This window comes from Burkholderia sp. KJ006 (genome assembly GCF_000262695.1).
GTDB lineage: Bacteria > Pseudomonadota > Gammaproteobacteria > Burkholderiales > Burkholderiaceae > Burkholderia > Burkholderia vietnamiensis.
In genome coordinates, this window is record NC_017922.1 from 1039035 (window position 1) to 1061317 (window position 22283).

General features: G+C 68.7%; 20 protein-coding genes. 4 read left to right on the forward strand and 16 right to left on the reverse strand.

What is annotated here, in order from left to right:
* The first annotated feature begins 448 nt into the window (after positions 1-448).
* The gene (locus MYA_RS28435; protein ID WP_014726259.1) at positions 449-1390 is read left to right on the forward strand and encodes a dihydrodipicolinate synthase family protein; all 942 of its coding nucleotides are present in this window, start codon (positions 449-451) and stop codon (positions 1388-1390) included.
* Between the two features lie 90 nt (positions 1391-1480).
* Here MYA_RS28435 and MYA_RS28440 read toward each other — a convergent pair whose 3' ends face one another.
* Complete coding sequence (locus MYA_RS28440; RefSeq protein ID WP_034194427.1) at positions 1481-2293, reverse strand: alpha/beta fold hydrolase; 813 nt, start codon at positions 2291-2293, stop codon at positions 1481-1483.
* Positions 2294-2371: 78 nt separating this feature from the next.
* On the reverse strand, positions 2372-2803 hold the full coding sequence (locus MYA_RS28445; protein ID WP_014726261.1) for a hypothetical protein: 432 nt from the start codon (positions 2801-2803) through the stop codon (positions 2372-2374).
* 175 nt (positions 2804-2978) lie between these two features.
* On the opposite strand from MYA_RS28445, the gene MYA_RS31865 reads away from it, so the two are divergent.
* Positions 2979-3263 (forward strand): hypothetical protein, encoded by a 285-nt coding sequence (locus MYA_RS31865; RefSeq protein WP_050991264.1) that lies wholly within the window; start codon positions 2979-2981, stop codon positions 3261-3263.
* A 247-nt stretch (positions 3264-3510) separates the two neighbouring features.
* Here MYA_RS31865 and MYA_RS28455 read toward each other — a convergent pair whose 3' ends face one another.
* The 8 genes from MYA_RS28455 to MYA_RS28490 form a co-directional block, all read right to left on the reverse strand.
* Entirely contained in the window at positions 3511-4698 is a 1188-nt protein-coding gene (locus MYA_RS28455; RefSeq protein WP_041494415.1) for a YncE family protein, read from the reverse strand.
* 114 nt (positions 4699-4812) lie between these two features.
* Positions 4813-6315 (reverse strand): M81 family metallopeptidase, encoded by a 1503-nt coding sequence (locus tag MYA_RS28460; protein WP_014726264.1) that lies wholly within the window; start codon positions 6313-6315, stop codon positions 4813-4815.
* Entirely contained in the window at positions 6312-7592 is a 1281-nt protein-coding gene (locus tag MYA_RS28465; RefSeq protein WP_014726265.1) for a Zn-dependent hydrolase, read from the reverse strand. Before MYA_RS28465 ends, MYA_RS28460 begins: the two co-directional genes overlap by 4 nt.
* 34 nt (positions 7593-7626) lie before the next feature.
* The gene (locus MYA_RS28470; protein ID WP_034194424.1) at positions 7627-8328 is read right to left on the reverse strand and encodes an ABC transporter ATP-binding protein; all 702 of its coding nucleotides are present in this window, start codon (positions 8326-8328) and stop codon (positions 7627-7629) included.
* Positions 8325-9092 (reverse strand): ABC transporter ATP-binding protein, encoded by a 768-nt coding sequence (locus tag MYA_RS28475; RefSeq protein ID WP_041494416.1) that lies wholly within the window; start codon positions 9090-9092, stop codon positions 8325-8327. Before MYA_RS28475 ends, MYA_RS28470 begins: the two co-directional genes overlap by 4 nt.
* A complete protein-coding gene (locus tag MYA_RS28480; RefSeq protein ID WP_041494417.1) occupies positions 9089-10129 on the reverse strand; it encodes a branched-chain amino acid ABC transporter permease in 1041 nt (346 codons plus the stop codon). The genes MYA_RS28475 and MYA_RS28480 overlap by 4 nt, the downstream gene beginning before the upstream one ends.
* Positions 10126-10986 (reverse strand): branched-chain amino acid ABC transporter permease, encoded by an 861-nt coding sequence (locus MYA_RS28485; RefSeq protein ID WP_014726266.1) that lies wholly within the window; start codon positions 10984-10986, stop codon positions 10126-10128. Before MYA_RS28485 ends, MYA_RS28480 begins: the two co-directional genes overlap by 4 nt.
* Positions 10987-11053: 67 nt before the next feature.
* The gene (locus tag MYA_RS28490; protein WP_014726267.1) at positions 11054-12262 is read right to left on the reverse strand and encodes an ABC transporter substrate-binding protein; all 1209 of its coding nucleotides are present in this window, start codon (positions 12260-12262) and stop codon (positions 11054-11056) included.
* A gap of 229 nt (positions 12263-12491) precedes the next feature.
* Here MYA_RS28490 and MYA_RS28495 point away from each other — a divergent pair, with 229 nt between their 5' ends.
* Positions 12492-13340, forward strand: coding sequence for a FadR/GntR family transcriptional regulator (locus MYA_RS28495; protein ID WP_011880639.1), 849 nt, complete (start codon positions 12492-12494; stop codon positions 13338-13340).
* 10 nt (positions 13341-13350) lie between these two features.
* Here the strand turns inward: MYA_RS28495 and MYA_RS28500 are convergent, their stop codons facing one another.
* Genes MYA_RS28500 through MYA_RS28510 form a run of 3 tightly spaced genes read right to left on the reverse strand, consistent with a single transcriptional unit; the run spans position 13351 to position 17676 of the window.
* Positions 13351-14775 (reverse strand): aldehyde dehydrogenase family protein, encoded by a 1425-nt coding sequence (locus MYA_RS28500; protein ID WP_014726268.1) that lies wholly within the window; start codon positions 14773-14775, stop codon positions 13351-13353.
* Positions 14776-14811: 36 nt separating this feature from the next.
* Complete coding sequence (locus tag MYA_RS28505) at positions 14812-16209, reverse strand: aspartate aminotransferase family protein (protein ID WP_034194422.1); 1398 nt, start codon at positions 16207-16209, stop codon at positions 14812-14814.
* Positions 16210-16263: 54 nt separating this feature from the next.
* Positions 16264-17676, reverse strand: coding sequence for an APC family permease (locus tag MYA_RS28510; protein WP_034194421.1), 1413 nt, complete (start codon positions 17674-17676; stop codon positions 16264-16266).
* 247 nt (positions 17677-17923) lie between these two features.
* Between MYA_RS28510 and MYA_RS28515 the strand changes: the two genes are divergently transcribed.
* Positions 17924-19003 (forward strand): AraC family transcriptional regulator, encoded by a 1080-nt coding sequence (locus tag MYA_RS28515; protein WP_014726269.1) that lies wholly within the window; start codon positions 17924-17926, stop codon positions 19001-19003.
* A gap of 74 nt (positions 19004-19077) precedes the next feature.
* Here MYA_RS28515 and MYA_RS28520 read toward each other — a convergent pair whose 3' ends face one another.
* The 3 genes from MYA_RS28520 to MYA_RS28530 all read right to left on the reverse strand — a co-directional run bounded on the left by MYA_RS28520 (position 19078) and on the right by MYA_RS28530 (position 22258).
* Positions 19078-20325, reverse strand: coding sequence for an MFS transporter (locus MYA_RS28520; protein ID WP_014726270.1), 1248 nt, complete (start codon positions 20323-20325; stop codon positions 19078-19080).
* 285 nt (positions 20326-20610) lie between these two features.
* Positions 20611-20940 (reverse strand): H-NS histone family protein, encoded by a 330-nt coding sequence (locus MYA_RS28525; protein WP_011880644.1) that lies wholly within the window; start codon positions 20938-20940, stop codon positions 20611-20613.
* A gap of 373 nt (positions 20941-21313) precedes the next feature.
* Positions 21314-22258 carry a dTDP-4-dehydrorhamnose reductase family protein gene (locus MYA_RS28530; protein WP_014726273.1) on the reverse strand — a complete coding sequence of 315 codons (945 nt, stop codon included), beginning with the start codon at positions 22256-22258 and terminating at the stop codon, positions 21314-21316.
* Positions 22259-22283: the final 25 nt, after the last annotated feature.

The window sequence follows — 22283 nt, forward strand, 5'->3', positions numbered from 1 at the left end:
GCAGAGCGGCGGAGCGGCCAACGCGGCCGGCAGATCGGCTCGGCGAATCGCGCCGAATGCAGCTGGCGGCGGTCGCATGCCGACTGGCCGCGCGCTTACTTCATGCATCCCGGCGCACGCGGTGAAGGTTTGCGCGGAGGCGATCCGGTACGCTCCGCGCGCCCTTCCCCTCTCATTCCAGCCCATTCCCCCGCCCATTTCCAGCACGTTCCCCTTCCCTTCCTCACGCCCTTTTTATTTTATATTGTATAAAATATCCGAACTCACTAGAATGCACTCGTCGATGGCTGACTCTCGGGCGAAACGGGAGGCACCGTTTCGGCACCGACGCGAACGAGAGGCGGCCGGCCACGGTCCGGATCGGGCGAAGCCCCACGATCCGGCGCGCACGCGTACCGCCCAGGTTGCCAGCAATGGCAGTTCACCTATCTGAATGTGAGGAAACGAGATGAGCGAGAACATTTTCACCGGCACCATTCCGGCCCTGATGACGCCGTGTACCGCCGAGCGCCAGCCGGATTTCGACGCGCTGGTGAAGAAGGGCAAGGAGCTGGTGGCGCTGGGCATGCGCGCGGTGGTGTACTGCGGCTCGATGGGCGACTGGCCGCTGCTCACCGAAGCGCAACGCCAGGAAGGCGTCGCGCGGCTGGTCGCAGCCGGCGTGCCGACCATCGTCGGCACGGGCGCGGTGAATTCGAAGGAAGCCGTCTCGCACGCCGCTCACGCGGCGAAGGTCGGCGCGCACGGGCTGATGGTGATTCCGCGCGTGCTGTCGCGCGGCGCATCGCCGGCCGCGCAGAAGGCGCACTTCTCCGCGATCCTGAAGGCCGCGCCGAACCTGCCTGCGGTGATCTACAACAGCCCGTACTACGGCTTCGCGACGCGCGCCGACCTGTTCTTCGAACTGCGCCGCGAGCATCCGAACCTGATCGGCTTCAAGGAATTCGGCGGCGCCGCCGACATGCGCTATGCGGCCGAAAACATCACGTCGCAAGACGCAAACGTCACGCTGATGGCCGGCGTCGACACGCAGGTGTTCCACGGCTTCGTCAATTGCGGTGCGGCCGGCGCGATCACCGGCATCGGCAATGCGCTGCCGCGCGAAGTGCTGCAGCTCGTCGACCTGTGCAAGAAGGCCGCGCAGGGCGACGCCGTGGCGCGCGTGCGCGCGAAGGAACTCGAAGCGGCGCTCGCCGTGCTGTCGTCGTTCGACGAAGGCTGCGACCTCGTGCTGTTCTACAAGCACCTGATGGTGCTGAACGGCGACACGGAATACACGCTGCACTTCAACGAAACCGATGCGCTGAGCGACGCGCAACGCAACTACGCTGAAGCGCAGTACACGCTGTTCCGCAACTGGTACGCGAACTGGTCGAAGACGATCGCGTAAGTCGGGCGCCGCTGGTTCGGCGATCGAAGCAAGCCACGGCCCGTTCCGTGGCTTTTTCATTGGCGCGGGGATGAAGCGCCGCCGCCCGTGTCAGCCGGCCGTGCGCTCGAGAAACGCGAGCATCGCCGCATTGAAGCGCGCCGGCCGCTGCAGCGGCGCGAAGTGGCTGACGCCAGAGAGAAGCGTCAGCGTCGCGCCCGGAATCGTGTGCGCGAGGTATGCCGCATGTTCGGCGCGGATGAACTCGTCGTGCTCACCCTGCACGATCGCGACCGGCACCGTGATCGCCGCAAGCTCGGACGCGCCGTAATTCGGTTGCGTGCGCATCATTTCGCTGACGGCCGCGACGAACGCGTCGAAGTCGCCGGGTGTCGCGGACAGGCGTGCGTAGTCCTTGCGGTGCCGCGCGAAGCAACGGTCGATCAACGCGCTCGGCACGAATTCCTTCGTCCCGCTCGGATCCATGTTGCACGCGAAGAAGAAGACGCCCGCCGCCCGCTGCGGCGTGCGCGCGGCCAGCACCAGCGCGACGCATGCGCCATCGCTCCAGCCGACGAAGCGCGCGCGCTCGATGCGCAGCGCGTCGAGTACCGCGCGCACGTCGGATGCCATGCATTCGTACGAATAGGGGCGCGCATCGCGCGTGCTGCGGCCGTGGCCGCGGCTGTCGATCACGATCGCGCGGTAGCCGGCCGCGAGCAGCGCCGGCACCTGGTGGCCCCAGTTGCCGCCGTGGCCGAGGCCGCCGTGCAGCAGCACGACGGGCGGCCCATCTCCGAACGACGCGTGCCAGATGCGCGCGCCGTCATGGTCGAGCCATCCTTCGGCGTCGGCCGCGGGCAGCGGCGGCCCGCCCTGCTCTTCGAAACGGACGAGATCGTCGTCGGTGAAGTGCGCGCTCATCGTGGTGCCGTCCTTGGGGAGAGACGAGCTTGCGATTCTAATGCGCGAAGCCGCGCGTCGGCGCGGCGCGCGACGCATTCAGGCCTGCGTCGACACCAGCGAGCCCGACGTCGATCCGGACGACTTCTGGATCGCCTGCGCGAGCTGCGCGATCGCCGTCGACAGCGCAGCGGAGATCGTGCTCGCTTGTGCGCCGAGCGACTGCTGCTCGGTGGCTGCGGCGGGATCGTTCTTCGCGCGCTGCGCGACGGTCGCCATTTGTTGCTGAATCTGCGCGAGCTGTTTCTGCAGGCGCTCGATCAGCTGTTTCAGTTGCTTGACCGCGGGATCCTCGGACGACGACGACGACGCCGATGCGCTCGACGCCTGACCGCCGTTGGCCGGCGCGGCGCCGGCAGCGGCAGCCGTCGCGCCGCCCGTCGGCGACGATGTCCCGGCAGCCGTCGAGTTGGCCGTCGGCGTGGAAGCCGCAAGCGGGGTTTGCGCGGCGGAAGAAGGTTCGATCTGCATTGTGTCGGTCCGTAGTGGGTCGGCGATTGCCGTCGATTGAACAGGCGAATACCTTGCAAGCGGATAACGGCATTCGTCGTACCAAACTTTAGCCGCGCGACGCAAAGGGGCCAGACAGACGCGCCGGGTACGCTGGTAAAATTCGAGTCCTGCCTTCCGCCGGACCGCCGCTCGATTGCGTCTCGCCGCGGCCGGCCCGCAACCGCGTATCGAAGCCCGCCGTATCGCGCGCATCGGCGGCGTCGCGCCACGCGAGCGGCAGCAAGCGCCTCCACGGCACGGCGACGGTTACGCCCCCTTCATCACGTATCACGAGGAATCCACGATGGCCCGCATCGGCGCCTTCTGCCTGACGACTTGGCTCGCCGCCGCGATCCTGTATTTCGGCCAGCATTCGCTTGCGATGATCGCGCTCAGCGGCGTGGTCGTGTTCGGCGGATTCGATCTGCTGCGTCCGTAGCGCTTGCGGGCTAGCGGCGTGCGCCGAGATGCGCGTCGACCCGGCGTGACGCGCTGACCGACAGCTTCATCGCCGGACGACGCGCCGGCCCCAGCCCGTATCAGCCCGTATCAGCCCGTATCAGCCCGTCTCAGCCCGTCTCAGCCCGTCTCAGCCCGTGGAACGCGCGCCGCTCGAACCGGCTGCCGTGCCGTGCGGCCCGCGTGCGCGCGCAGGCGGGCGCATCGCCCGCCGCACGCTACCCCGTTCAACGCGGCAAGGTCCGCAGCGACGACGGCCCGCCCGACAGCGCGATGCGCGTGCCCGTATCGCGCAGCTTGCCGCCTTCCACCGCATACAGCGCGAGCTGCCGCTCGACGTTGAACTGCACGATCACGTGCCGGCTGTCCGCGGTGAACGCGATGCCCTGCGCGGCTTCGCCGCCCGGCGCCTCGCTCGTCTGCACCGCGCGGCCGGCGCGGATCTCGAACAGCACGACCTTGCCGCGCTTGTGGCGGCCGGGATTGTCGGGCGTCAGGTTCGAGCCGTCCATCGCCTGCACGGCGATCCATTTGCCGTTCGGCGAGATCGCGACGCCTTCCGGCAGCGACGGCACCGTCAGGTACTGCACCGTGCGAAACGGCGTGTGCGACACGTCGATCAGCGCAACCGAATCGGCGTCGCCCGCGAGCGTGCCCGTATAGCCGGGCAGCCCCGCGAGGCCGACGTTGCTGACGACGGCCCAGCGATCGTCGCTCGACACGTCGATCGTGTACGGCGCGACGCCGGTGCTCAGCCGCGTGCCGCTGTCGGTCACCTTGCCGTCGTCGACGTTCAGCACCGCGACGCCCTGCTCGTCGCGCAGCGACACGAGCGCATGCTTGCCGTCGTGCGTGAAGCTGATCCCGGCGAGGCGCTTCTTGCCGATCTTCAGGCCGCCGTCGAGCGTGACCTGCGTGCCGTCGATCCGCAGGATCGACACGCTGCCGTCGACGTTCGCGACCAGCGCGAGCCGGCCCGACCGGTCGATCGCGATACCCTGCGGATGCGTGCCGAGCTCGATGCGCGCGATCGTCGGCAGCGATGCGTCGAGCGTCACGACCTGCACGAACGTGTCGTACGCGAGCTGCTTCGCGGCCGGGTCGTAACGCGTGGGCGCACCGACCAGCGCGAGCTTCGCGTCAGGCGTGATCGCCACCGCCTGCGGCGGCCCCTGGATGCCGTTCTCGACGTCCACCTGCAATGCGATCTTGGGCGGAAACACGCTGGCGTCGAGCAGCGTCAGCGTGTCAGCGGGCGGCGACGCGAGATAGGTGTCGCGCCCTTCGATGCGCTGGTACTTGCCGTCGTTGCCTGACACGATCCAGTCGGCCGCATGCGCGGCGACGGCGGTCGTGGCGAGCGTCAACGCGGCGAGCAGGCGGGCGCGACGAAGGTGGAAGCGTTTCGAATGCATGGCGTTCGGTTCTCCGGTCGGTTGCAGACGCAAGAATGCGCGCGACCCAGCTGCTCGACGGGCCGGTGCAATCGCATGATGCATGAAGGCGCGCGCCGCCGTGCGCGCCGGTTCTCACGCGCTGCGCGGCCCCGCGCCGTCCCACCGGTCGACGCCATCGAGCGGATACACGGGCCGCGCGAGGCGCTCGTAGCGGAACAGCGCGTAGTCCGACCCGGTCAGGCCGCGGCTGTCGCATTCGACGAGCGCGGCCGCGATCGGCACGAACACCGGCCGGCAATACATGCGCGACTTCAGCAGCAGAAAGCGTGCCCGGCGCGGATCGATGCCGACGCTCTCGAACACGCCGAGATCCCACGGCTCGTGCGTGCGCTCGGTCACCACCAGCGTCGCGACGCCGATATCGAGCACGGCGGCGCGGCCCATGTAGGCGCGCTGGCCCGTATAGGTCGGCCCGGTGATCACGTATTCGCCGTCGGTGATCGCGCGCACGACGCCGGTCGCGCGAAACGGCGTGCGCCGCGCGCCACCATGCGACGGCATCCGGTTGCCGATCGGCACCGTGACGGTCGCGCCGACGCCCGCATCGATCAGCGCGGCGACCGCGTCGGGGTCGCACAGCGGCCCGCTGACGATCCCGTCGAGCCCTTGCGCGAGCGCGGCCTCCAGCAGGTCCATCGTGTCGCACGGGCCGCCCGACATGCAGTTGTCGCCGTGATCGAGCATCAGCACCGGCCGGTCCGCACCGCGCGCGAGCGCCGCGGCCTGCGCGACCGATTCGGCGAGCGGCGCGCTGCGATACACGAACGCGTCGCGCGCGTCCCAGATCTGCCGCGCAATGCGTTCGGCCACCGCGTCGGCCGCCGCGCGATCGCCGTCGCCGACCACGACGACGCTCACGCACGGCGCGGGAATGTCCGCGAGCGAGAAGCCCGCCAGCACCGACACCGCGAGCATCCCGTCCGCCTCGGCCGCGCGCGCGGCTTCGAGCGCGCGCCGCATCGCGCCTTCGGCGCTCGCGCTGCGCAGCGTCGACGTCAGCAGCGGCGGCTGCCGCCACGCGAGCACCGGCCGCGCACGGCCATGCAGTCGATCGAGCAGCAAACGCGCCGCGTGCTCGCCGGTTTCGTACATGTCGACGTGCGGATAGGTCTTGAAACTGACGATCACGTCCGCGTGGTCGATCATCTTCTGCGTGACGTTCGCATGCAGGTCGAGCGCGACCGCGATCGGCGCGGCGGGCAGCAAGGCGCGCACGCGCGCGAGCAGGTCGCCTTCGCCGTCCGCGCTCTGCTCGGCGACCATCGCGCCGTGCAGATCGAGCATCACCGCGTCGCAACCGGGCGCCGCGGCGACGATCGCGTCGCAGATCGCCGCATAAGCGTCGGCCGCGACCGGCCCGCTCGGGTTCGCCGCCGCCGACACCGGCGTGACGATCTGCGCGCCGGCGCGCTCGGCCGCGTCGATGAATGCGGCCATCGCCGTGCGCATCCCGCGGTTCGTGCGATACGCGTCGTCGCCCCAGTCGGGGCCGTTGCGGCCGAACGCGGCGAGCGGCGTCGGCACCGGCGAGAACGTATTCGTCTCGTGGTTCATCCGGGCGATCAGGATCTTCATCGCGTGCAGCCCTCCGCGAGGCCGGCTGCGGCGAGCATCGCATGGAGCAGCACGTTGCAGCCGGCCTCGAGATCGGCTGGCGCCGCGTCCTCGATTTCGTTGTGGCTGATCCCGTCCTTGCACGGCACGAAGATCATCGCGGCGGCCGCGACACGCGCGAGATACACGGCATCGTGGCCGGCCCCGCTGATCACGTTCATCGACGACAGGCCCAGCGCATTCGCGCCCGCGCGCACCTGTTCGACGAGCGCCGCGTCGAACGGCTGAGGCGCGAAATACACGACCTGCTCGACGTCGATCGGCATGCCGGCCGTCGCCGCGAGATCGTCACACGCGGCGCGCAGAGCCGCATCCATCGCCGCGAGCGTCGCATCGTCGGCCGCGCGCAGATCGACCGTCAGCGTCACGCGGCCCGGAATCACGTTGCGCGAATTCGGATGCACGTCGATCCAGCCGACCGTGCCGCGCCCGTGCGGCGGGTGGGCGAGCGCGATGCCGTTCACCGCGCGCACGAGATCGGCCGCCACCAGCAGCGCGTCGCGCCGCAACGCCATCGGCGTCGGGCCGGCGTGCGCCTCCATCCCGTGCACGGTGACGTCGTACCAGCGCTGCCCGAGCGCGCCCTCCACCACGCCGATCGTCGTCGCATGCGCCTCGAGCACCGGCCCCTGTTCGATATGCGCTTCGAAGTACGCGCCAACCGCATGTGCATCGCGCACGTCACCCGCATAGCCGATCGCTGCGAGCGCATCGCGCACGGCGATGCCGTCGCGATCGCGTTGCGCGAGTGCATGCTCGAGCGTGAACGCACGCGCGAACACGCCGGACCCCATCATCACCGGCACGAAGCGCGAGCCTTCCTCGTTGGTCCACACCGCGACCTCGAGCGGCGCGCGCGTGCGCACGCCCGCGTCGTCGAGCGTGCGCAGCACTTCGAGGCCCGCGAGCACGCCGTAGTTGCCGTCGAACTTGCCGCCGGTCGGCTGCGTGTCGATATGGCTGCCCGTCATCACGGGCGGCAGGTCGTCGCACGCACCCGCGCGGCGCGCAAAGATGTTGCCGATCGCATCGATGCGCACCGTGCAGCCGATCTCCTTCGCCCATCCGACGAATAGGTTGCGCGCGTCTCGATCGCGCTCGGTGAGCGCGAGGCGGCAAACGCCGCCGTTGGCGGTCGCGCCGATTTGCGCGAGCCGCATCAGGCTGTCCCATAGCCGCGCGCCGTCGACGCGCAGCCCGAGCGCCGCAACGCCCGGTGTCGAATCCTGAACTTGCATCGGTGGAATTCCTCGCAATGAACGGGCACGGCGCTTATGCGACGCCGACGCCCAAGTAACGATCCTTCACGTCGTGATCGGCGGTGAACGCCGCGTTGCTGCCTTCGTAGACGATCACGCCCTGTTCGATCACGAAGTGACGGTCGGCAAGCTGCGTGCACACTTCGAGGTTCTGTTCGACGAGCAGGATCGACACGCCGGCCGCCTTGATCAGCTTGAGCTGCGCGACGATCTCCTCGACGATTACCGGCGCGAGCCCTTCGACCGGTTCGTCGAGCATCAGCAGCCGCGGGTGATTCATCAGCGCGCGGCCGATCGCAAGCATTTGCTGCTCGCCGCCCGACAGCTGCGCACCGCCGTTGCGGCGGCGCTCCTTCAGCCGCGGGAAGATGCGATAGATGTCGTCGAGCTGCCACGGCGAATCGCGACGTGCGCCGAGCCGCAGGTTTTCCTCGACCGACAGCAGCCGGAAAATCCCTCGATGCTCCGGCACGAAACACAGGCCGCGTGCGGCAATCCGGTGCGCGGGCTGACCGGACATCACCCGGCCCGCGAACGTCACCGTGCCGCCGCTCGGCGCGACGACCCCCGCGATCGTCTTGAGCGTGGTCGATTTGCCCGCGCCGTTACGCCCGAGCAGCGTCACCGTTTCGCCGTCCCGCACGTTGAGCGAAACGCCCTGCAGTACGTGGCTCTTGCCGTAGCACGCGTGCACCGCCTTCACGTCAAGGATCATGCGCGGCCTCCGGTGATCATGTTGCCGAGATACGCGCTGCGCACGCGCGCGTCCCCGCGAATCGCCTCGGACGTGCCTTCGACCAGCACGCGCCCCTGCTGCATCACCGTGATCGTGTCCGAGATGTCCATCACGATTCCCATGTTGTGTTCGATCAGCACGACCGTGTAATCGTCGCGCAGGCGGCGGATCAGCGTTTTCATGTCGTCGAGGTCGTCGATACCCATGCCGGACGTCGGCTCGTCGAGGAAGATCGCGCGCGGCCGCGCCGCGAGCGCCATCCCGACTTCGAGCCGGCGCTGCTGGCCGTGCGACAGCACGCCGGCCGCCGTGTCGGCGAACCGCTGCAGGCCGAGCCGATCGAGCACGTCGTCGACGACACCCTGATGTGCCCGCGCGCCAAGGGGCGGCGCCCACGGATTCAACGCGCGCCGCGACTCGACGCCTTGCGCGGCGACGCGAAGGTTCTCGCGCACGCTGAGGTTCGCAAACAGGCTCGTCACCTGGAACGAACGCGCGATACCGCGCCGCACACGCTTGTGATCGGGCTCGCGCGACACGTCGTGACCGTCGAACAGGATCGAGCCGGCGGTGATCGGCACGGTGCCGGTCAGCGTATGGAACAGCGTGGTCTTGCCTGCGCCGTTCGGGCCGATCACCGAATGAATGGTGCGCGGCATGATCCGCAGATCGACGCCGCCCAGCGCCGTGAACTTGCCGTAGCGCTTGACGACGCCGCGCGCTTCCAGAATCGCTTCGCTCATCGCTGCTCCCCGGCCGCGGCCTCGGTACGCCGGGCGCGCCGCAGCGATGCCGCGACGCGTTCGCCGACTCCCCACAAGCCGCGCTGCATGAACAGGCTCACGGCGATCAGCACGAGCCCGAGCAACAGCAGCCAGCGCGGCCATAGCGTCGACAGCCAGTCGGCGAACAGCACGTAAGCGGCCGACCCGAGCACCGACGCGAACAGGTTGCCGGTGCCGCCGATCACCGTCATCACGAGGATCATCTCGCTCGTGTGATAGTCGATGTTCGACAGCGGCGCGATGCCCGTCATCAATGCATGCAGCGCGCCGGCGAGGCCGGTGACCGCGCCCGAGATCACGAACGCCGCGAGTTTGAAGCGCCGCACGTCATAGCCGGCCGCCGCCGCGCGCGCCTCGTTGTCGCGGATCGCGAGCAGCGTGCGGCCGAACACCGAGCGCGACACGCGCAACAGCAGCCAGAACACCGCGACGAACACGACGGCGACGAAACCGTAATAGCGCCACGGCGAATCGAGCGGCACGAGCGGATGGCCGAATACCGACAACGCGGGGCGCGGAATGTCGAGCAGCCCGTTGTCGCCGCCCGTCACATCGGGCGTCGTATAGGCGACGAAGTAGAACAGCTGCCCGAACGCGAGCGTCAGCATCACGAAGTAGGTGCCGCGCTGCCGGATCGAGAACCAGCCGACCAATGCGGCCGCGGCGGCGCCGAGCGCGGCGGCCGCAACCAGCGCCGCAGTCACCGACTCGACGCCGTGCGTCAGCACCACGCCCGCCGCGTAGCTGCCGAGCCCGAAGAAGATGCCCTGGCCGAACGACAGCAGCCCCGTGTAGCCCAGCAACAGATTGCAGCCGAGCGCGGCGAGCGCGAACACCAGCACCTCGGTCGCGAGCGAGCCCGAGTCGAGCGCGAGCGGCAGCGCGCCGGCCACCGCCACCGCGAGCCAGCCTTCCGGCCGCTGCAGCGCAGCGCGCCACGGCGGCACACGCGGCGACGCCGCATCCGACGGCAGCGATTTCGACGATTCGATCATGCAGCCCTCCCGAGCAAACCGTTCGGACGCAGCAGCAGCACGGCCGCCATCGCGACATAGATCATCAGGCGCGCGCCTTCGGGCCACAGCGTGCTCATCAGGCTCTGTACGATGCCGACGAGCAGCCCGCCCACCAGCGCGCCGAGAAAATTTCCCATCCCGCCGACAACGACCACGACGAACGCGACGCCGAGCGCCTCGATCCCCATGAACGGATCGACGCCGCGGATCGGCGCGGCCAGGACGCCCGCGAGTGCGGCCGTCGCCGCGCCGAGCGCGAACACGAGGCTGAACACGCGCGTCACGTTGATGCCGAGCAGCGACACCATTTCCGACGACTCGCTGCCCGCGCGCACCGTGCTGCCGAGCCGCGTGCCGTCGAGAACCCACCACAGCAGCGCGGCCAGCACTGCCGTGAAGCCGATCACGAACAGCCGGTATTTCGGATAGACGAAGCCGCCCCAGATCACGACGCCGCTGAGCGCGTCGGGCGGCGGTACGTTGTCGCCAAGCGGGCCCCACGCGAGGATCGCGCACTCCTGCAGCACGAGCGCCAGGCCGACCGTCGCGAGGATGTGGAATTCGTGTTGCTGTGCATACACGTGACGCAGCACGAGCTTTTCGACGATCCATGCGAACGCGCCGACGACGAGCGGCACGACCGCGAGCGCGGCCCAGAAATTCGCCGACCATTGCAGCGCCTGATAACACAGGTACGCGCCGAGCAGATAAAACGCACCGTGCGCGAAATTCACGAAGCGCAGCAGGCCGAACACGATCGACAGGCCGACCGCGAGCAGGAAGTACAGCATGCCCACGCCGATGCCGTTGACGATCTGCAGCAGATAGACGTTCATGGCTTCCGTATCGGTAAGGAGGAGGAACGGTGGTCGGCGCGCAGCCGCCGCGAACGCGGCCGGCGCGTCACGCGAGCTTGCAGCCGGTCTTGTCGACGGGCAGGAACGACTGCCCGGAGCTGACCACGTCCGCGTAGTCGTCCGCGTTCTTCATCCGGCTTTTCGGCTTGCCCTTCAGCAGGTAGTAGTTCTTCAATACCTGGTGGTCGCCCTTGCGGATTTCCTCCGGACCCGTGAGCCCGTCGTACTTCATCCCCTCCATCGCGGCGATGACCTTCTTCGGCTCCGCGGTGCCGGCCTTCACCATCGCGTCGAGCAGGATCTTCGAGCAGATGTACGAGCCCGCGAGGCTGTAGTTCGGATTGGCCTTGAACGCGGCGTTCGCGCGCTTCACGAGATCGCGGTTCAGCGGCGAATCAATGCCGTGCCAGTACTGCGCGCCGAAATACACGCCGTCGCAGATGTCGGGGCCGAGCGCCTCGAACTGCTCGAGCCCCGACGCCCATGCGAGCAGGATCGTGCAGTTGCGCTTCATCCCGAAGCTCACGGCCTGACGCAGCGTGTCCGATGACTGCGAGCCGAAGTTCAGGATCAGCAGCACGTCGGGCTGCGCGGCGGCTGCATTGGTCAGATAGCCGCTGAATTCCTTCTCGGCGAGCGAGTGATAGCTGTTGCCCACATGCTCGATGCCCTTTTCCTTGAAGATCGCCTTCGCGGCCGACAGCAGCCCGTCGCCGAACACGTATTGCGGCGTGATCGTGTACCAGCGCTTCGCTTTCGGCAGCATGCCGATCAGCGGGCGCACCGTCTGCTCGATCGCGCCGAAGGTCGGCACCGACCAGCGAAACGTCGCGTCGTTGCAGTCCTTGCCGGTGATCTCGTCGGCGCCGGCCGTCGTGATGAACACGCCGCCCGCCTTCTGCACTTCCTTGCCCATCGCCAGCGATTCGGATGACAGAATGCCGCCCGCGAAGAAGCGCACGCCCTTCTGCTGCGCGATCTCCTGCACGCGCCGCACGGCCGTCGCCGGCTTGCCCTCGGTGTCGAGCGCCGTGTATGCGAGCGGTGCGCCGAGCACCTTGCCGTATTGCCTGACGACGAGCTGCATGCCGAGATCGGCGTACTTGCCGTTCGCGGCGAACGGCCCGGACATCGGCACCGGGCAGGCGAGCTGGATGGACGAACCCTGTGCGAACGCGGCGCGGGACGCCATGCTGCCGAGCGCCCCCGGCACGGCCGACAGCGCGGCCAGTTTCAACAGTTCTCGGCGATTCAAGTTGACGCTCCTTGGTGAAGGGGACACACGCGATGCGACCGACTGCCAAACCGTGCCTGCGCGCTGCAGGATGCCCGCCGCCGGTTCATTCTATTTATCATGATAAATAGAATGAACCGGATGCTAGAGTTGATCAAAATTGGTGTCAATCAGGCAAAATTCCGTACCTCGCGCCGGAACGGATCGTCGACGATGACGCGGCGCGCAGTCAGACAAAGGAGTCTTCAAGATGGTCATGGGCCGAGCCAGGGCGGGCGTCGCGGTCGCAATCAAGCAGCCGAAACGGGCCGATCTCGTCGCCGAGGAGATCAAGCGGCTGATCACGGAGAAGGATCTGAAGCCGGGCGACCGCCTGCCGCGCGAAGCCGAGCTCCAGCAGCTCTATGCGGTGAGCAAGAGCACGATCCGCGAGGCGCTGAAGTCGCTGGAGGTGCAGGGGCTGATCAAGGTCACGACGGGGCCGTCGGGCGGCGGGATGGTCGTCGAGGTGCCGCTCGACCGCACGCTGCAGTTGCTGCAGAACTACCTGTTCTTCAAGGACGTGACGATCGACGACATTTATACGGTGCGCAAGCTGCTCGAACCCGAGCTCGCGGCCGGCGCCGTGCCGCACCTGACGGAGCGCGACTTCACGGCGCTCGAAGCGAACATCGCGTGCTGCGACGGCGCGTCGGGCGTGCACGATCGCGGCCACATGCTGCGCCAGCGGCAGGAGGACACGACGTTCCACGACATCCTCGCGGCTGCGAACCCGAACCCGTTCCTGCGCTTCAGTTGCGAGCTGATCAACGAGATGATCCGGCAGTTGATCGAGTTCCGGAACGACACACCGCTCACCGAGCACAAGCGCTTCGGCGAGGCGAACGTGTCGATCCACAAGGCGATCCTGCAGGCCGCGCGCGAGCGCGACGTCGAGCGCGTGCGTGCGCTGATGGTCGAGCACATGACCGACGCGCCGAAGCACGTGAAGCGGATGAAAGGCAAGCTGCGTGGGCGTCTGATCCTCGATTCCGAAATCCGTCGGCGGGCCGCGTCGCCCGTTGCGAGTGCGGACGCGGCCGGTTCCGACGACGACTGACCGCCACCCCTCACGCGTACCCCGTCGTGCCCTTCGTTTCCAGGTATTCGACGAGGCCGAACTCCGCATACTCGCGCCCGTTGCCCGAACGCTTGTAACCGCCGAACGGCGCGGCCGGGTTCCACGCCGGATAGTTGATGTGCACGTTGCCCACGCGCAGCCGCGCGGCGATGCGGCGCGCGCGCTCGAGGTCCTTCGTCTGCACGTACGCCGCGAGCCCGTAGACCGAATCGTTCGCGAGCGCGACCGCTTCGTCTTCGGTCCGGTAGGTCAGGATCGACAGCACCGGCCCGAAGATCTCCTCGCGTGCGATCGTCATGTCCGGCGTCACGTTCGAGAACACCGTCGGCTTCACGTAGAAGCCGTCGCCGAGCCCGTCGGGCCGCCCGAGCCCGCCGGCGACGAGCGTCGCGCCTTCGTCGATGCCGCGCTGGATCAGCTGCTGGATCCGGTCGAACTGCGTGCGGCTGACGACCGGCCCGATCTCCGTCTCAGGCGAGCGCGGATCGCCCACGACGGTGCGCGCGGCCTCCCGGCGCGCCGCCGCCTCGGCCGCGGCCAGCTGATCGACGTGCACGAACATCCGCGTCGGCGCGTTGCACGATTGCCCGCTGTTGCTGAAGCAGCTGCGCGCGCCGAGCGTCACGGCGGCGTCGATGTCCGCATCGGGCAGGATCAGGTTCGGACTCTTGCTGCCGAGTTCCTGGTGCACGCGCTTCACGGTATCGGCCGCGGCCTTCGCGACCTCGACGCCCGCACGCGTCGAGCCGGTGAACGACACCATGTCGACGTCCGGATGCCGCGACAGCGCATCGCCGACCTCGTGTCCGTAGCCGTGCACGAGGTTGAATACGCCGGGCGGCACGCCGGCTTCATCGAGGATCTCGGCGAACAGGATCGCGCTGAACGGCGCGATCTCGCTCGGCTTGAGCACCATCGTGCAGCCGGCCGCGAGCGCCGGCGCGACCTTGCACACGATCTGGTTGATCGGCCAGTTCCACGGCGTGATCAGCGCGCATACGCCGATCGGCTCGTGCGACACGAGCAGCGAATCGACCTGCGTGCTGAACCGGAACGCGCGCAGCGCACGGATCGTCTGCTCGAGGTGTGCGGTCCCGACCGCGGCCTGCGCCGCGCGCGCGAACGCGAGCGGCGCGCCCATCTCCTGGCTGATCGTGCGCGCGACTTCCTCGTAGCGCCGCTGATAGATGTCGAGCACGCGCTGCAGCAGCGCGACGCGCGCGTCGACGCTCCAGCGCGAGTAGGCGTCGAACGCCTGCTTCGCCGCGCCGACCGCGCGGTCGACGTCGGCCGCACTGCCGATCGCGAGCCGTGCATACGGTCGCGCGGTCGCGGGATCGATCACGTCGATGGCGCGCGCGTCGGCCGGGTCGAGCCACTGCCCGGCGATATAGCTCTGTTCTGAGGTTCGCATCGAATGCTCCTGGGTCAGCAATAGCGGGCGCCGCCGTCAGCGCATCGCGCGCGCATAGGTGTCGGCGAGGATGTCGCGAATCTTCGCGACGAACCAGACTATCTCATCGCGCGACATCACGAGCGGCGGCGAGAACTGCACGATCGGCGTGCCTTCGTGGTCGACGCCCGCGCGGCACAGCAAGCCCGCTTCGAAGATCGCCGGCGCGAGCAGCGTCGACACGAACGCCTGCGCGCCGATGCCCGCGGCCCAGCGGCGCGCGGCCTTGTCGGTGACGAGCTCGAGCGAATAGTGGTAGCCGTCGCCGCGCACGTCGCCGACGCACGGCAGCTCGAGCAACCCGTCGAGCGTGCGGCGGAATACGGCCTGGTTGTCGCCGACGTTTTCGAGCACGCGTTCGCGCTCCATGATCGCGAGGTTCGCGAGCGCGGCCGTGCACGCGACCGGATGGCCGCCGTAGGTCGCACCGTGCAGGAACATCTGCTGCGGGCCGGCGAGCACCGTATCGACGACCGCGTCGCTCGCGATCACCCCGCCGAGCGGCACGTAGCCCGACGCGATCCCCTTCGCGAACGTGATCAGGTCCGGCTGCAGCCCGTAGCGCGTCGAGCCGAACCATTCGCCGAGACGGCCGAACCCGCAGATCACTTCATCGGCGACGAGCAGCACGCCATGCCGGTCGCACAGCGCGCGCAGCCCTTGCGCATAGCCGGCCGGCGGCGTCAGGCTGCCGCCCGCGTTCTGCAGCGGCTCGACGACGATCGCGGCGACGGTGTCCGGCCCCTCCTGCACGATCAACGATTCGATCTCGTCGAGCAGATGGCGCGTGAACTGCGCTTCCGTCTCGCCGTCCGGCCGCCCGTAGCGCTTCGTGTTGCTCACGTGCCGCACGCCCGCCATCAGCGGCTCGAAATGCTTGCGGAAGTTGGTCATCCCGTTCAATGCGAGCGCACCGAACGACGTGCCGTGATACGCGACGCGCCGCGCGATGAACTTGCGCCGCTGCGGCTCGCCGCGCGCCTGGTGATACTGGCGCACCAGTTTGATCGCCGACTCGTTCGACTCGGAGCCGCTCGACGTGAAGAACACGCGGTTCAGGCCGTCCGGCGCGAGCGTCGCCAGCTTGTGCGCGAGCCGGATCGCCGGTTCGTGGCCGTAACCCCAGTTGGTGGCGAACGGCAGCCGCCCCATCTGCTCGCGCATCGCGTCGCCGATCTCGGCGCCGTGGCTGTAGCCGAGCTGCACGCAATACAGCCCGGCGAGCCCGTCGAAGTAGCGCTTGCCGTTGCGGTCGACGAGCCAGCAGCCTTCGCCGCGGTCGAATACCGTCAGCGCCTGGTCGCGATACGCATCGGCGTGCGTGAAGTGCATCAGCAGATGGCGCTTGCCGAGCGCCTGCAGGTCCGCTTCGAGACCGACGTCGATACCGTTCATGGGTCATTCCTCCTTCAGGGTTGCGAAACCGGCGGCGGCGAGCCGCGCGGCCGTTCAGTTCATCGACAACGTCGGCGCCGGCCGCGTGAAGCCGCGCGTGAGCCACAGCAGCTGGCAGAACCCGAGCGCGAGCCAGCCGAGGCCGACGTAGAAGGTCTGGCGCGACAGGCCCGACCACAGCCACACGTTCATCGCGAAGCCGAGCGCCGGCAGCACGCCGTACCCGATCCAGCCGGCGACGCGGCGGTGTTCCGGGCGCACCAGGTAGCTGCGCATCACGCACAGGTTCACGACCGCGAACGCGACGAGCGCGCCGAAGCTGATCATCGTCGACGCGAGATCGAGCGTGATGAACAGCGCCGACAGCGACACGGCGCCGACCGCGAGCGTCGCGCGCACCGGCGTGCGCAGCCGCGCATGCAGTTGCCCGAACACGCGCTCGGGCAGCACGCGGTCGCGGCCCATCGCGAACAGCACGCGCGTCACGCTCGCCTGACCGGCCATCGCGCTCGCGAAGCAGCCGGCCACGTAGACCGCGACGAACAGCGCGGACAACGCGCCGCCGCCGATGCGCCGCATCAGTTCGAAGCTGGCCGAATCGAGATCCTTGAACGCATGCCAGTCGGGAAACACGACCTGCCCCGCATACGCGATCAGCATGAACAGCAGCCCGCTCGCGAGCGTGCACAGCAGGATCGCGCGCGGCACCGTGCGGCGCGGCTCGCGGGTTTCCTCCGACAGCGTCGATACCGCATCGAAGCCGAGGAACGACAGGCACAGGATCGCGGAACCGGCGAAGATCGCGTGCGCATCGCCATACGCCGGCAGCGCGAGCGCCGGCTCCAGCCCCGCGCCGGCCGCGACATGCGCCGCGGCCGCGACGAACACCGCGATGAACACGAGCTGGCTCGCGATCAGGATCAGGTTCACGCGGTTGACGAGCCGGATGCCGACGATGTTCAACCCCGTCACCAGCACGATGCTCGCGACGATCCACACGCTGGCCGGCACCGCGGGGAACAGCTGCTTCATGTAGATGCCGATCGCGAGGTAGCTGATCATCGGAATGAACAGGTAATCCATCAGCAACGCCCAGCCGACCATGAAGCCCGCCGACGTGCCGAAGTTGCGGCTCGCGAACGTGTAGGCGGAACCGGCGCTCGGCATCAGCCGCACCATGTGGCCGTAGCTGCGCGCGGTCAGCAGCATCGCGACGAGCGTGACCGCATACGCAATCGTCAGATGTCCGTTGGTCTCGCGTGTGACGATTCCGTAAGTCGTGAACACCGTCATCGGCAGCATGTACGCGAGGCCGAAGATCACCAGCGCGAACAGGCCGAGCGCCGGGGCGCCGGGCCGGCCGGGCGGGCCCGCGTCGGTGTCGGTGTCGGCGTGCCCGTTCGCGTGCGCTCGCACGTCGTCCGTCACTGCGCTGCGCGCATGCTGCGCTGTCCCGGTGTCTTCCATGGTGTCCTCACTTGGCTGTCGTTCATGACCTCAACACACGTGTCGTCGGCAATGCGGCATCGCAGGCATTGCGCGATTCGGAAACGAGTGTGGTGCGCCAAAAACTCGACGACGAATGAGAAAAGCGGACGTAATCGGGGGATATTTCCGGACGCGTGGCAACGGCCCATTGCGGGCCGCGCAGCGCTCTGGCGTTTCGCGGGCATTCCCGCTATCTTCTATGCGAACCCGTCGCCGCCCCCGCACCATGGACAGCCAGTCCCATCGACATCGACGCCGCGCCGAGCGCGGCCTGCGTTCGGCCGCCAGCCAGGACGACATCCCCGCCACCGTGCACGCGATCGCGGTCACGCTCGACGAATGCCGCGTCCGGCATCTCGACATCGCCGCGGTGCTCGACGGCACGGGCCTCGGCGCGGCCGAAGTCGCGTCGCCGAACCTGCACGTGAATCGCGGCCAGGAGCAGCGTTGCTTCCGTAACCTGCTGCGCTGCAGTGGCCTGCCGTCGATCGGTCTCGCGATCGGCGCGCGACTCCATGTGTCGACGCTCGGCCTCGCCGGCTACGCGATGCTGATCAGCGGCTCAGTGATGCAGGCATTCGGCTGCATGGGACGGTTTCCGCTGTTCATGGGGCTGTATTTCGACGTGCGCGGGCACACGCATGCGGACGGAATGAGCGTGACGATCGAGCGGTACAACGGCGAACCCGACATCGAGGTGTTTCAGACCGACATGTGCCTGTCGAGCCTGCGGCTGATCGTGTCCGATCTGGTCGGCAAGCCGGTATGGCCCGCGCAGCTGCATCTCGCGCGCCGCACGCCGCGCAACGCTGCGGACTACGCGCGCCACTTCCGCTGTCCGGTCGCGTTCGGCGCAGGCGAAAACCGCCTCGTGTTCACGAGCGTGGACGGCTCGGAAGCGCCGCGGCTCGCGAACGAAGTCAGCTTCAATGCGCTGCATCAGCAGTGCGAAGCGCTCGAGCAGCAGTGGGCCGCATCGCTCGGCACGCGCTTCGCCGATCGCGCGAAGGCGTTGATGGCGCGCGACCTCACGCGCTTCAAGTCGATGACGTCGCTCGCGGATGCGCTGTACGTGACCGAGCGCACATTGCGGCGCCGACTCGACAAGGACGGCATCACGTTCCAGTCGCTGCTCGACGACGTGCGCCATCAGGAGGCGGTGCGCCTGCTCGACGAGCCGACGCTCAGCGTGGCGGCCATCGCAGAGCGGCTCGGCTACAGCGAACCGCGCAGCTTCCGGCATGCGTACCGGCGCTGGACCGGCAGCACGCCGCGCGCACGCGCGGATGCGGACGGCGACGCCTGACGCGCAGCGCGTGACCGCGCGCAGTTCAGCGCATCATGCGACCACGCGCAACGCAACGCGCGATGGCGCGTGCGTCATTCGAGTTCGACGCCGTTGAGTTCGGGGATCAGGAACAGCGTCGCGGCCATGTCGAGCACATAGAGGCCGGCGAGCAGCGCGATGGCCGTCTGAAACGAGTAGTGCGCGGCGAGTGCGCCGACCGCCACCGGCCCGAAGCCGCCGACCGCGCGGCCGATGTTCCACAGCACGTTCTGCGCGGTGGCGCGCGCGGCGGTCGGATAGCCTTCGGACATCAGCGTGCCGTAGCCGCCGACCATCCCGTTCACGAACATGCCCATCAGCGCACCGGCCCACAGCATCGTCGTCGGGTCGGACAGCCGGGCGTACGCGATGACGGTCGCGACCGCGCCGAGCTGGTACAGCAGGAACGTCGGCTTGCGGCCGATGCGATCGGCGAGCTGCCCGAAGGTCCAGACGCCGATCATCATCCCGACGACGGTGACCGCCGTCCACAGGCCGGACTTCGTCAGCGAAAAGCCCATCTGCTTCGACAGGAAGGTCGGCAGCCAGATCATGATGCCGTAGTAGCCGAAGTTCTGGACCGAGCACAGGATCGCGATGCCGACGCTCGTGCGCGCGGTGCGCGCGTCGGCGACGAGCATGCGGAACGCGTTGGTGCGCGGCTGCGTAGCACGCTGCATGAACGCTACGGGCTCGTGCAGCCGGTTGCGCAGCGCCCATGCGAGCAAGGCGGGCACCACGCCGAGCGCGAACATTCCGCGCCAGCCGATATGGCCCAGCAGCAGCGGCGTCAGCAGCGCCGCCAGCAGCACGCCGGCCTGCCAGCCGAGCGCCACGTAGCACGACACGCGCGCGCGTTTGGCGGCCGGCCACGCTTCGGCCGCGAGCGCCATGCCGATTCCGAACTCGCCGCCCAGGCCGATGCCGGCGATGGTCCGGTAGACGAGCAGGTCGCGAAAGCCCTGGGCGAATGCGCACAGGCCGGTGAAGATCGCGAACAGCATGATCGTCCAGGTCAGCACGCGCACGCGGCCATAGCGGTCGCTCAGGGCGCCGAACAGAATGCCGCCCGCCACCGCGCCGATCAGCGTCCACGTGACGAGCGCCCCGCCCTGCGCGGGCGTCAAGTGCAACGCCGCCGTGATCGCCGGCAGCATGAAGCCGAGGATCAGCAGATCGAAGCCGTCCATCGCGTAGCCGATCGCGGCGCCCGCGAGCGCCTTCCACGCGTAACGCCCGGCCTCCTCGACGCGCGGCGACGCCGCGTCGCCGAGCGACGAAGGTTCAAGGTTGGCTGCCATGGTGTCCTGCCGCAAAGGTCCGGGCGACAGTCTGAGGCCGGTTCGCGCGCGCGACGGCGCGGTGACCGTGCGCGGACGGAAAGGGTCGCGGCTGCCGGCTCACCGAAACGGAAACGGGCAACCGCGGGTAATGGAACTGAAAGACGGAACTGAAAGACGAAACTGAACGACGTCGATGCCGGCGGCGGCGCTGTCAGGCGGCACGCCGACGGCAAGGGATGAAGCATGCGAGCCGCGGCTCGCGTGGGCCGGACGGCGCCGGCACGCGACCGGCGCCGCGCGGCGTCAGCCCTGATCGTCGCCGGGCCACCAGGTTTTGGCTTCGCGATCGACGAGCAGCGCGTCGAGGTCCTTGCCTTCGAGCCATTTCGGCCGCGGGCCGCGACCCGACCACGAGCGGCCGGTCGTCGGATCGTAGTACTTCGCAGGCGCCTTGCGTTTTCGCTGCACGATGTAGCCGAGCGCGCTCAGCACTTCCTGCTGCGTGATACCCAGCAACTGAACCTGCTCCCTGAATGCCGCGAGCGCGGCCTGCTTTTCTTTCTGCCTGGCTTCCGACAGCTTGATGTTCAGGTCCCGAAGTTGTGCTTCGAGGTCCTGCAGAGCCTGAGTCATGTATTCATCCTCTTTGGGCATGTTTTTATTCAAAGAACCTCCGATGGCCGAACCGGCCGTGAAGTTCCGCCGATCCGTATTGCGATATGTGGATCGCCAGACCGGAGCCGCAAGGTCTGCGATGTCCACCGGCGGCTATGCCATCGTCGAACGCTGCGGTCGCGGCACGCGACGCGCGGTACGCCGCGCTCGAACGCGCGACGAACGGTCGATGGCGACCTCCTCGCCACCGGTCGCCGCGCCTCGTACGGGCACGGCATGGCGCGAATGATAGCAGCGTGCATGCTCGGTGTTTGAGGACTTTTGCGCGGCGACGGCGCGGCGCGGTCCGGCGTCGAACGTCACGGCGTCGCGACATCGCGGGGCGCGACGCTCACGGCAGCGGCGGCGCGTCGGCCAATACGGCGAGCAAGCCGGCGTCGAACGGCGTCGCATGGTCGATGCCGAGCGCGCGCACGCGCGACGCATCGAGGTGGCAATCGTATGGGCGCGGCGTGGCATCGGTCGGCGCATGGATCGGCGCGAGCGCCGCGCGGTGCCCCAACGCGGCCGCGAGCCGTTGGGCGATGTCGTATTTCGTCATCGGCTCCTCGGCCGACCAATGACGGATGCCGGTGACCGGCGCGCCGGCCAGATGGCGCAGCGTCAGGTCGCGGATGACCTGCGCGACGTCCGGCGTGTACGTCGGATAGCGGATCGCCCACGCATCCATGCGCGCCGGCTCGGCGCCCGGCTGCGCGGCCGCGACGATCGCCGGCACGAGGCTCGTGACCGCCGACTCGCGCCAGTCGACGATCGGCCCGTACAGCAGCGGCAGCCGCAGCACACACGCGAGCGGCGACGCGGCGAGCAACGCCGCCTCGCCGTCGAGCTTCGTGCGGCCGTACACGTTCAGCGGATTCGGCGTGGCGTCTTCGCGGTACGGCGCGGCCCGGCCGTCGAACACGTAGTCGGTCGAGATGCCGAGCGTCCATGCGCCGTAGCGCGCGGCGAGCGCGCCGATGCGCGCCGGCGCGTCGACGTTGATCGCACGCGCGGCGGCCGGGTCGTTCTCGCATACGTCCGGACGACGCTCGGCCGCGCAGACGATCACGGCGGACGGCCGCCGCGCATCGAACAGCCGTTCGAGCGCGGGCTGGTCCAGAACGTCGAGACGGGCGGTGTGTTCCGGCGGCAACGCGACCCGCCGGGCGCCGGCGGTATCTGCGTTCCGGATGGTCGCGACCAGCGTCAGCGACGCTTCGCGCGACAGCGCGGCGGCAACCGCACGGCCGAGCAGGCCGGACGCGCCGATGAGAAGGATGGTCGGTTGCGACACGGTAGCCAACGATGAATGGAAACGA

Bases quoted from the DNA above. Each gene is read 5' to 3' on its own strand.
- MYA_RS28435 (WP_014726259.1), top strand. From the start codon at position 449: ATGAGCGAGAACATTTTCACCGGCACCATTCCGGCCCTGATGACGCCG.
- MYA_RS28440 (WP_034194427.1), bottom strand. From the start codon at position 2,293: ATGAGCGCGCACTTCACCGACGACGATCTCGTCCGTTTCGAAGAGCAG.
- MYA_RS28445 (WP_014726261.1), bottom strand. From the start codon at position 2,803: ATGCAGATCGAACCTTCTTCCGCCGCGCAAACCCCGCTTGCGGCTTCC.
- MYA_RS28455 (WP_041494415.1), bottom strand. From the start codon at position 4,698: ATGCATTCGAAACGCTTCCACCTTCGTCGCGCCCGCCTGCTCGCCGCG.
- MYA_RS28460 (WP_014726264.1), bottom strand. From the start codon at position 6,315: ATGAAGATCCTGATCGCCCGGATGAACCACGAGACGAATACGTTCTCG.
- MYA_RS28465 (WP_014726265.1), bottom strand. From the start codon at position 7,592: ATGCAAGTTCAGGATTCGACACCGGGCGTTGCGGCGCTCGGGCTGCGC.
- MYA_RS28470 (WP_034194424.1), bottom strand. From the start codon at position 8,328: ATGATCCTTGACGTGAAGGCGGTGCACGCGTGCTACGGCAAGAGCCAC.
- MYA_RS28475 (WP_041494416.1), bottom strand. From the start codon at position 9,092: ATGAGCGAAGCGATTCTGGAAGCGCGCGGCGTCGTCAAGCGCTACGGC.
- MYA_RS28480 (WP_041494417.1), bottom strand. From the start codon at position 10,129: ATGATCGAATCGTCGAAATCGCTGCCGTCGGATGCGGCGTCGCCGCGT.
- MYA_RS28485 (WP_014726266.1), bottom strand. From the start codon at position 10,986: ATGAACGTCTATCTGCTGCAGATCGTCAACGGCATCGGCGTGGGCATG.
- MYA_RS28495 (WP_011880639.1), top strand. From the start codon at position 12,492: ATGGTCATGGGCCGAGCCAGGGCGGGCGTCGCGGTCGCAATCAAGCAG.
- MYA_RS28500 (WP_014726268.1), bottom strand. From the start codon at position 14,775: ATGCGAACCTCAGAACAGAGCTATATCGCCGGGCAGTGGCTCGACCCG.
- MYA_RS28505 (WP_034194422.1), bottom strand. From the start codon at position 16,209: ATGAACGGTATCGACGTCGGTCTCGAAGCGGACCTGCAGGCGCTCGGC.
- MYA_RS28510 (WP_034194421.1), bottom strand. From the start codon at position 17,676: ATGGAAGACACCGGGACAGCGCAGCATGCGCGCAGCGCAGTGACGGAC.
- MYA_RS28515 (WP_014726269.1), top strand. From the start codon at position 17,924: ATGGACAGCCAGTCCCATCGACATCGACGCCGCGCCGAGCGCGGCCTG.
- MYA_RS28520 (WP_014726270.1), bottom strand. From the start codon at position 20,325: ATGGCAGCCAACCTTGAACCTTCGTCGCTCGGCGACGCGGCGTCGCCG.
- MYA_RS28525 (WP_011880644.1), bottom strand. From the start codon at position 20,940: ATGACTCAGGCTCTGCAGGACCTCGAAGCACAACTTCGGGACCTGAAC.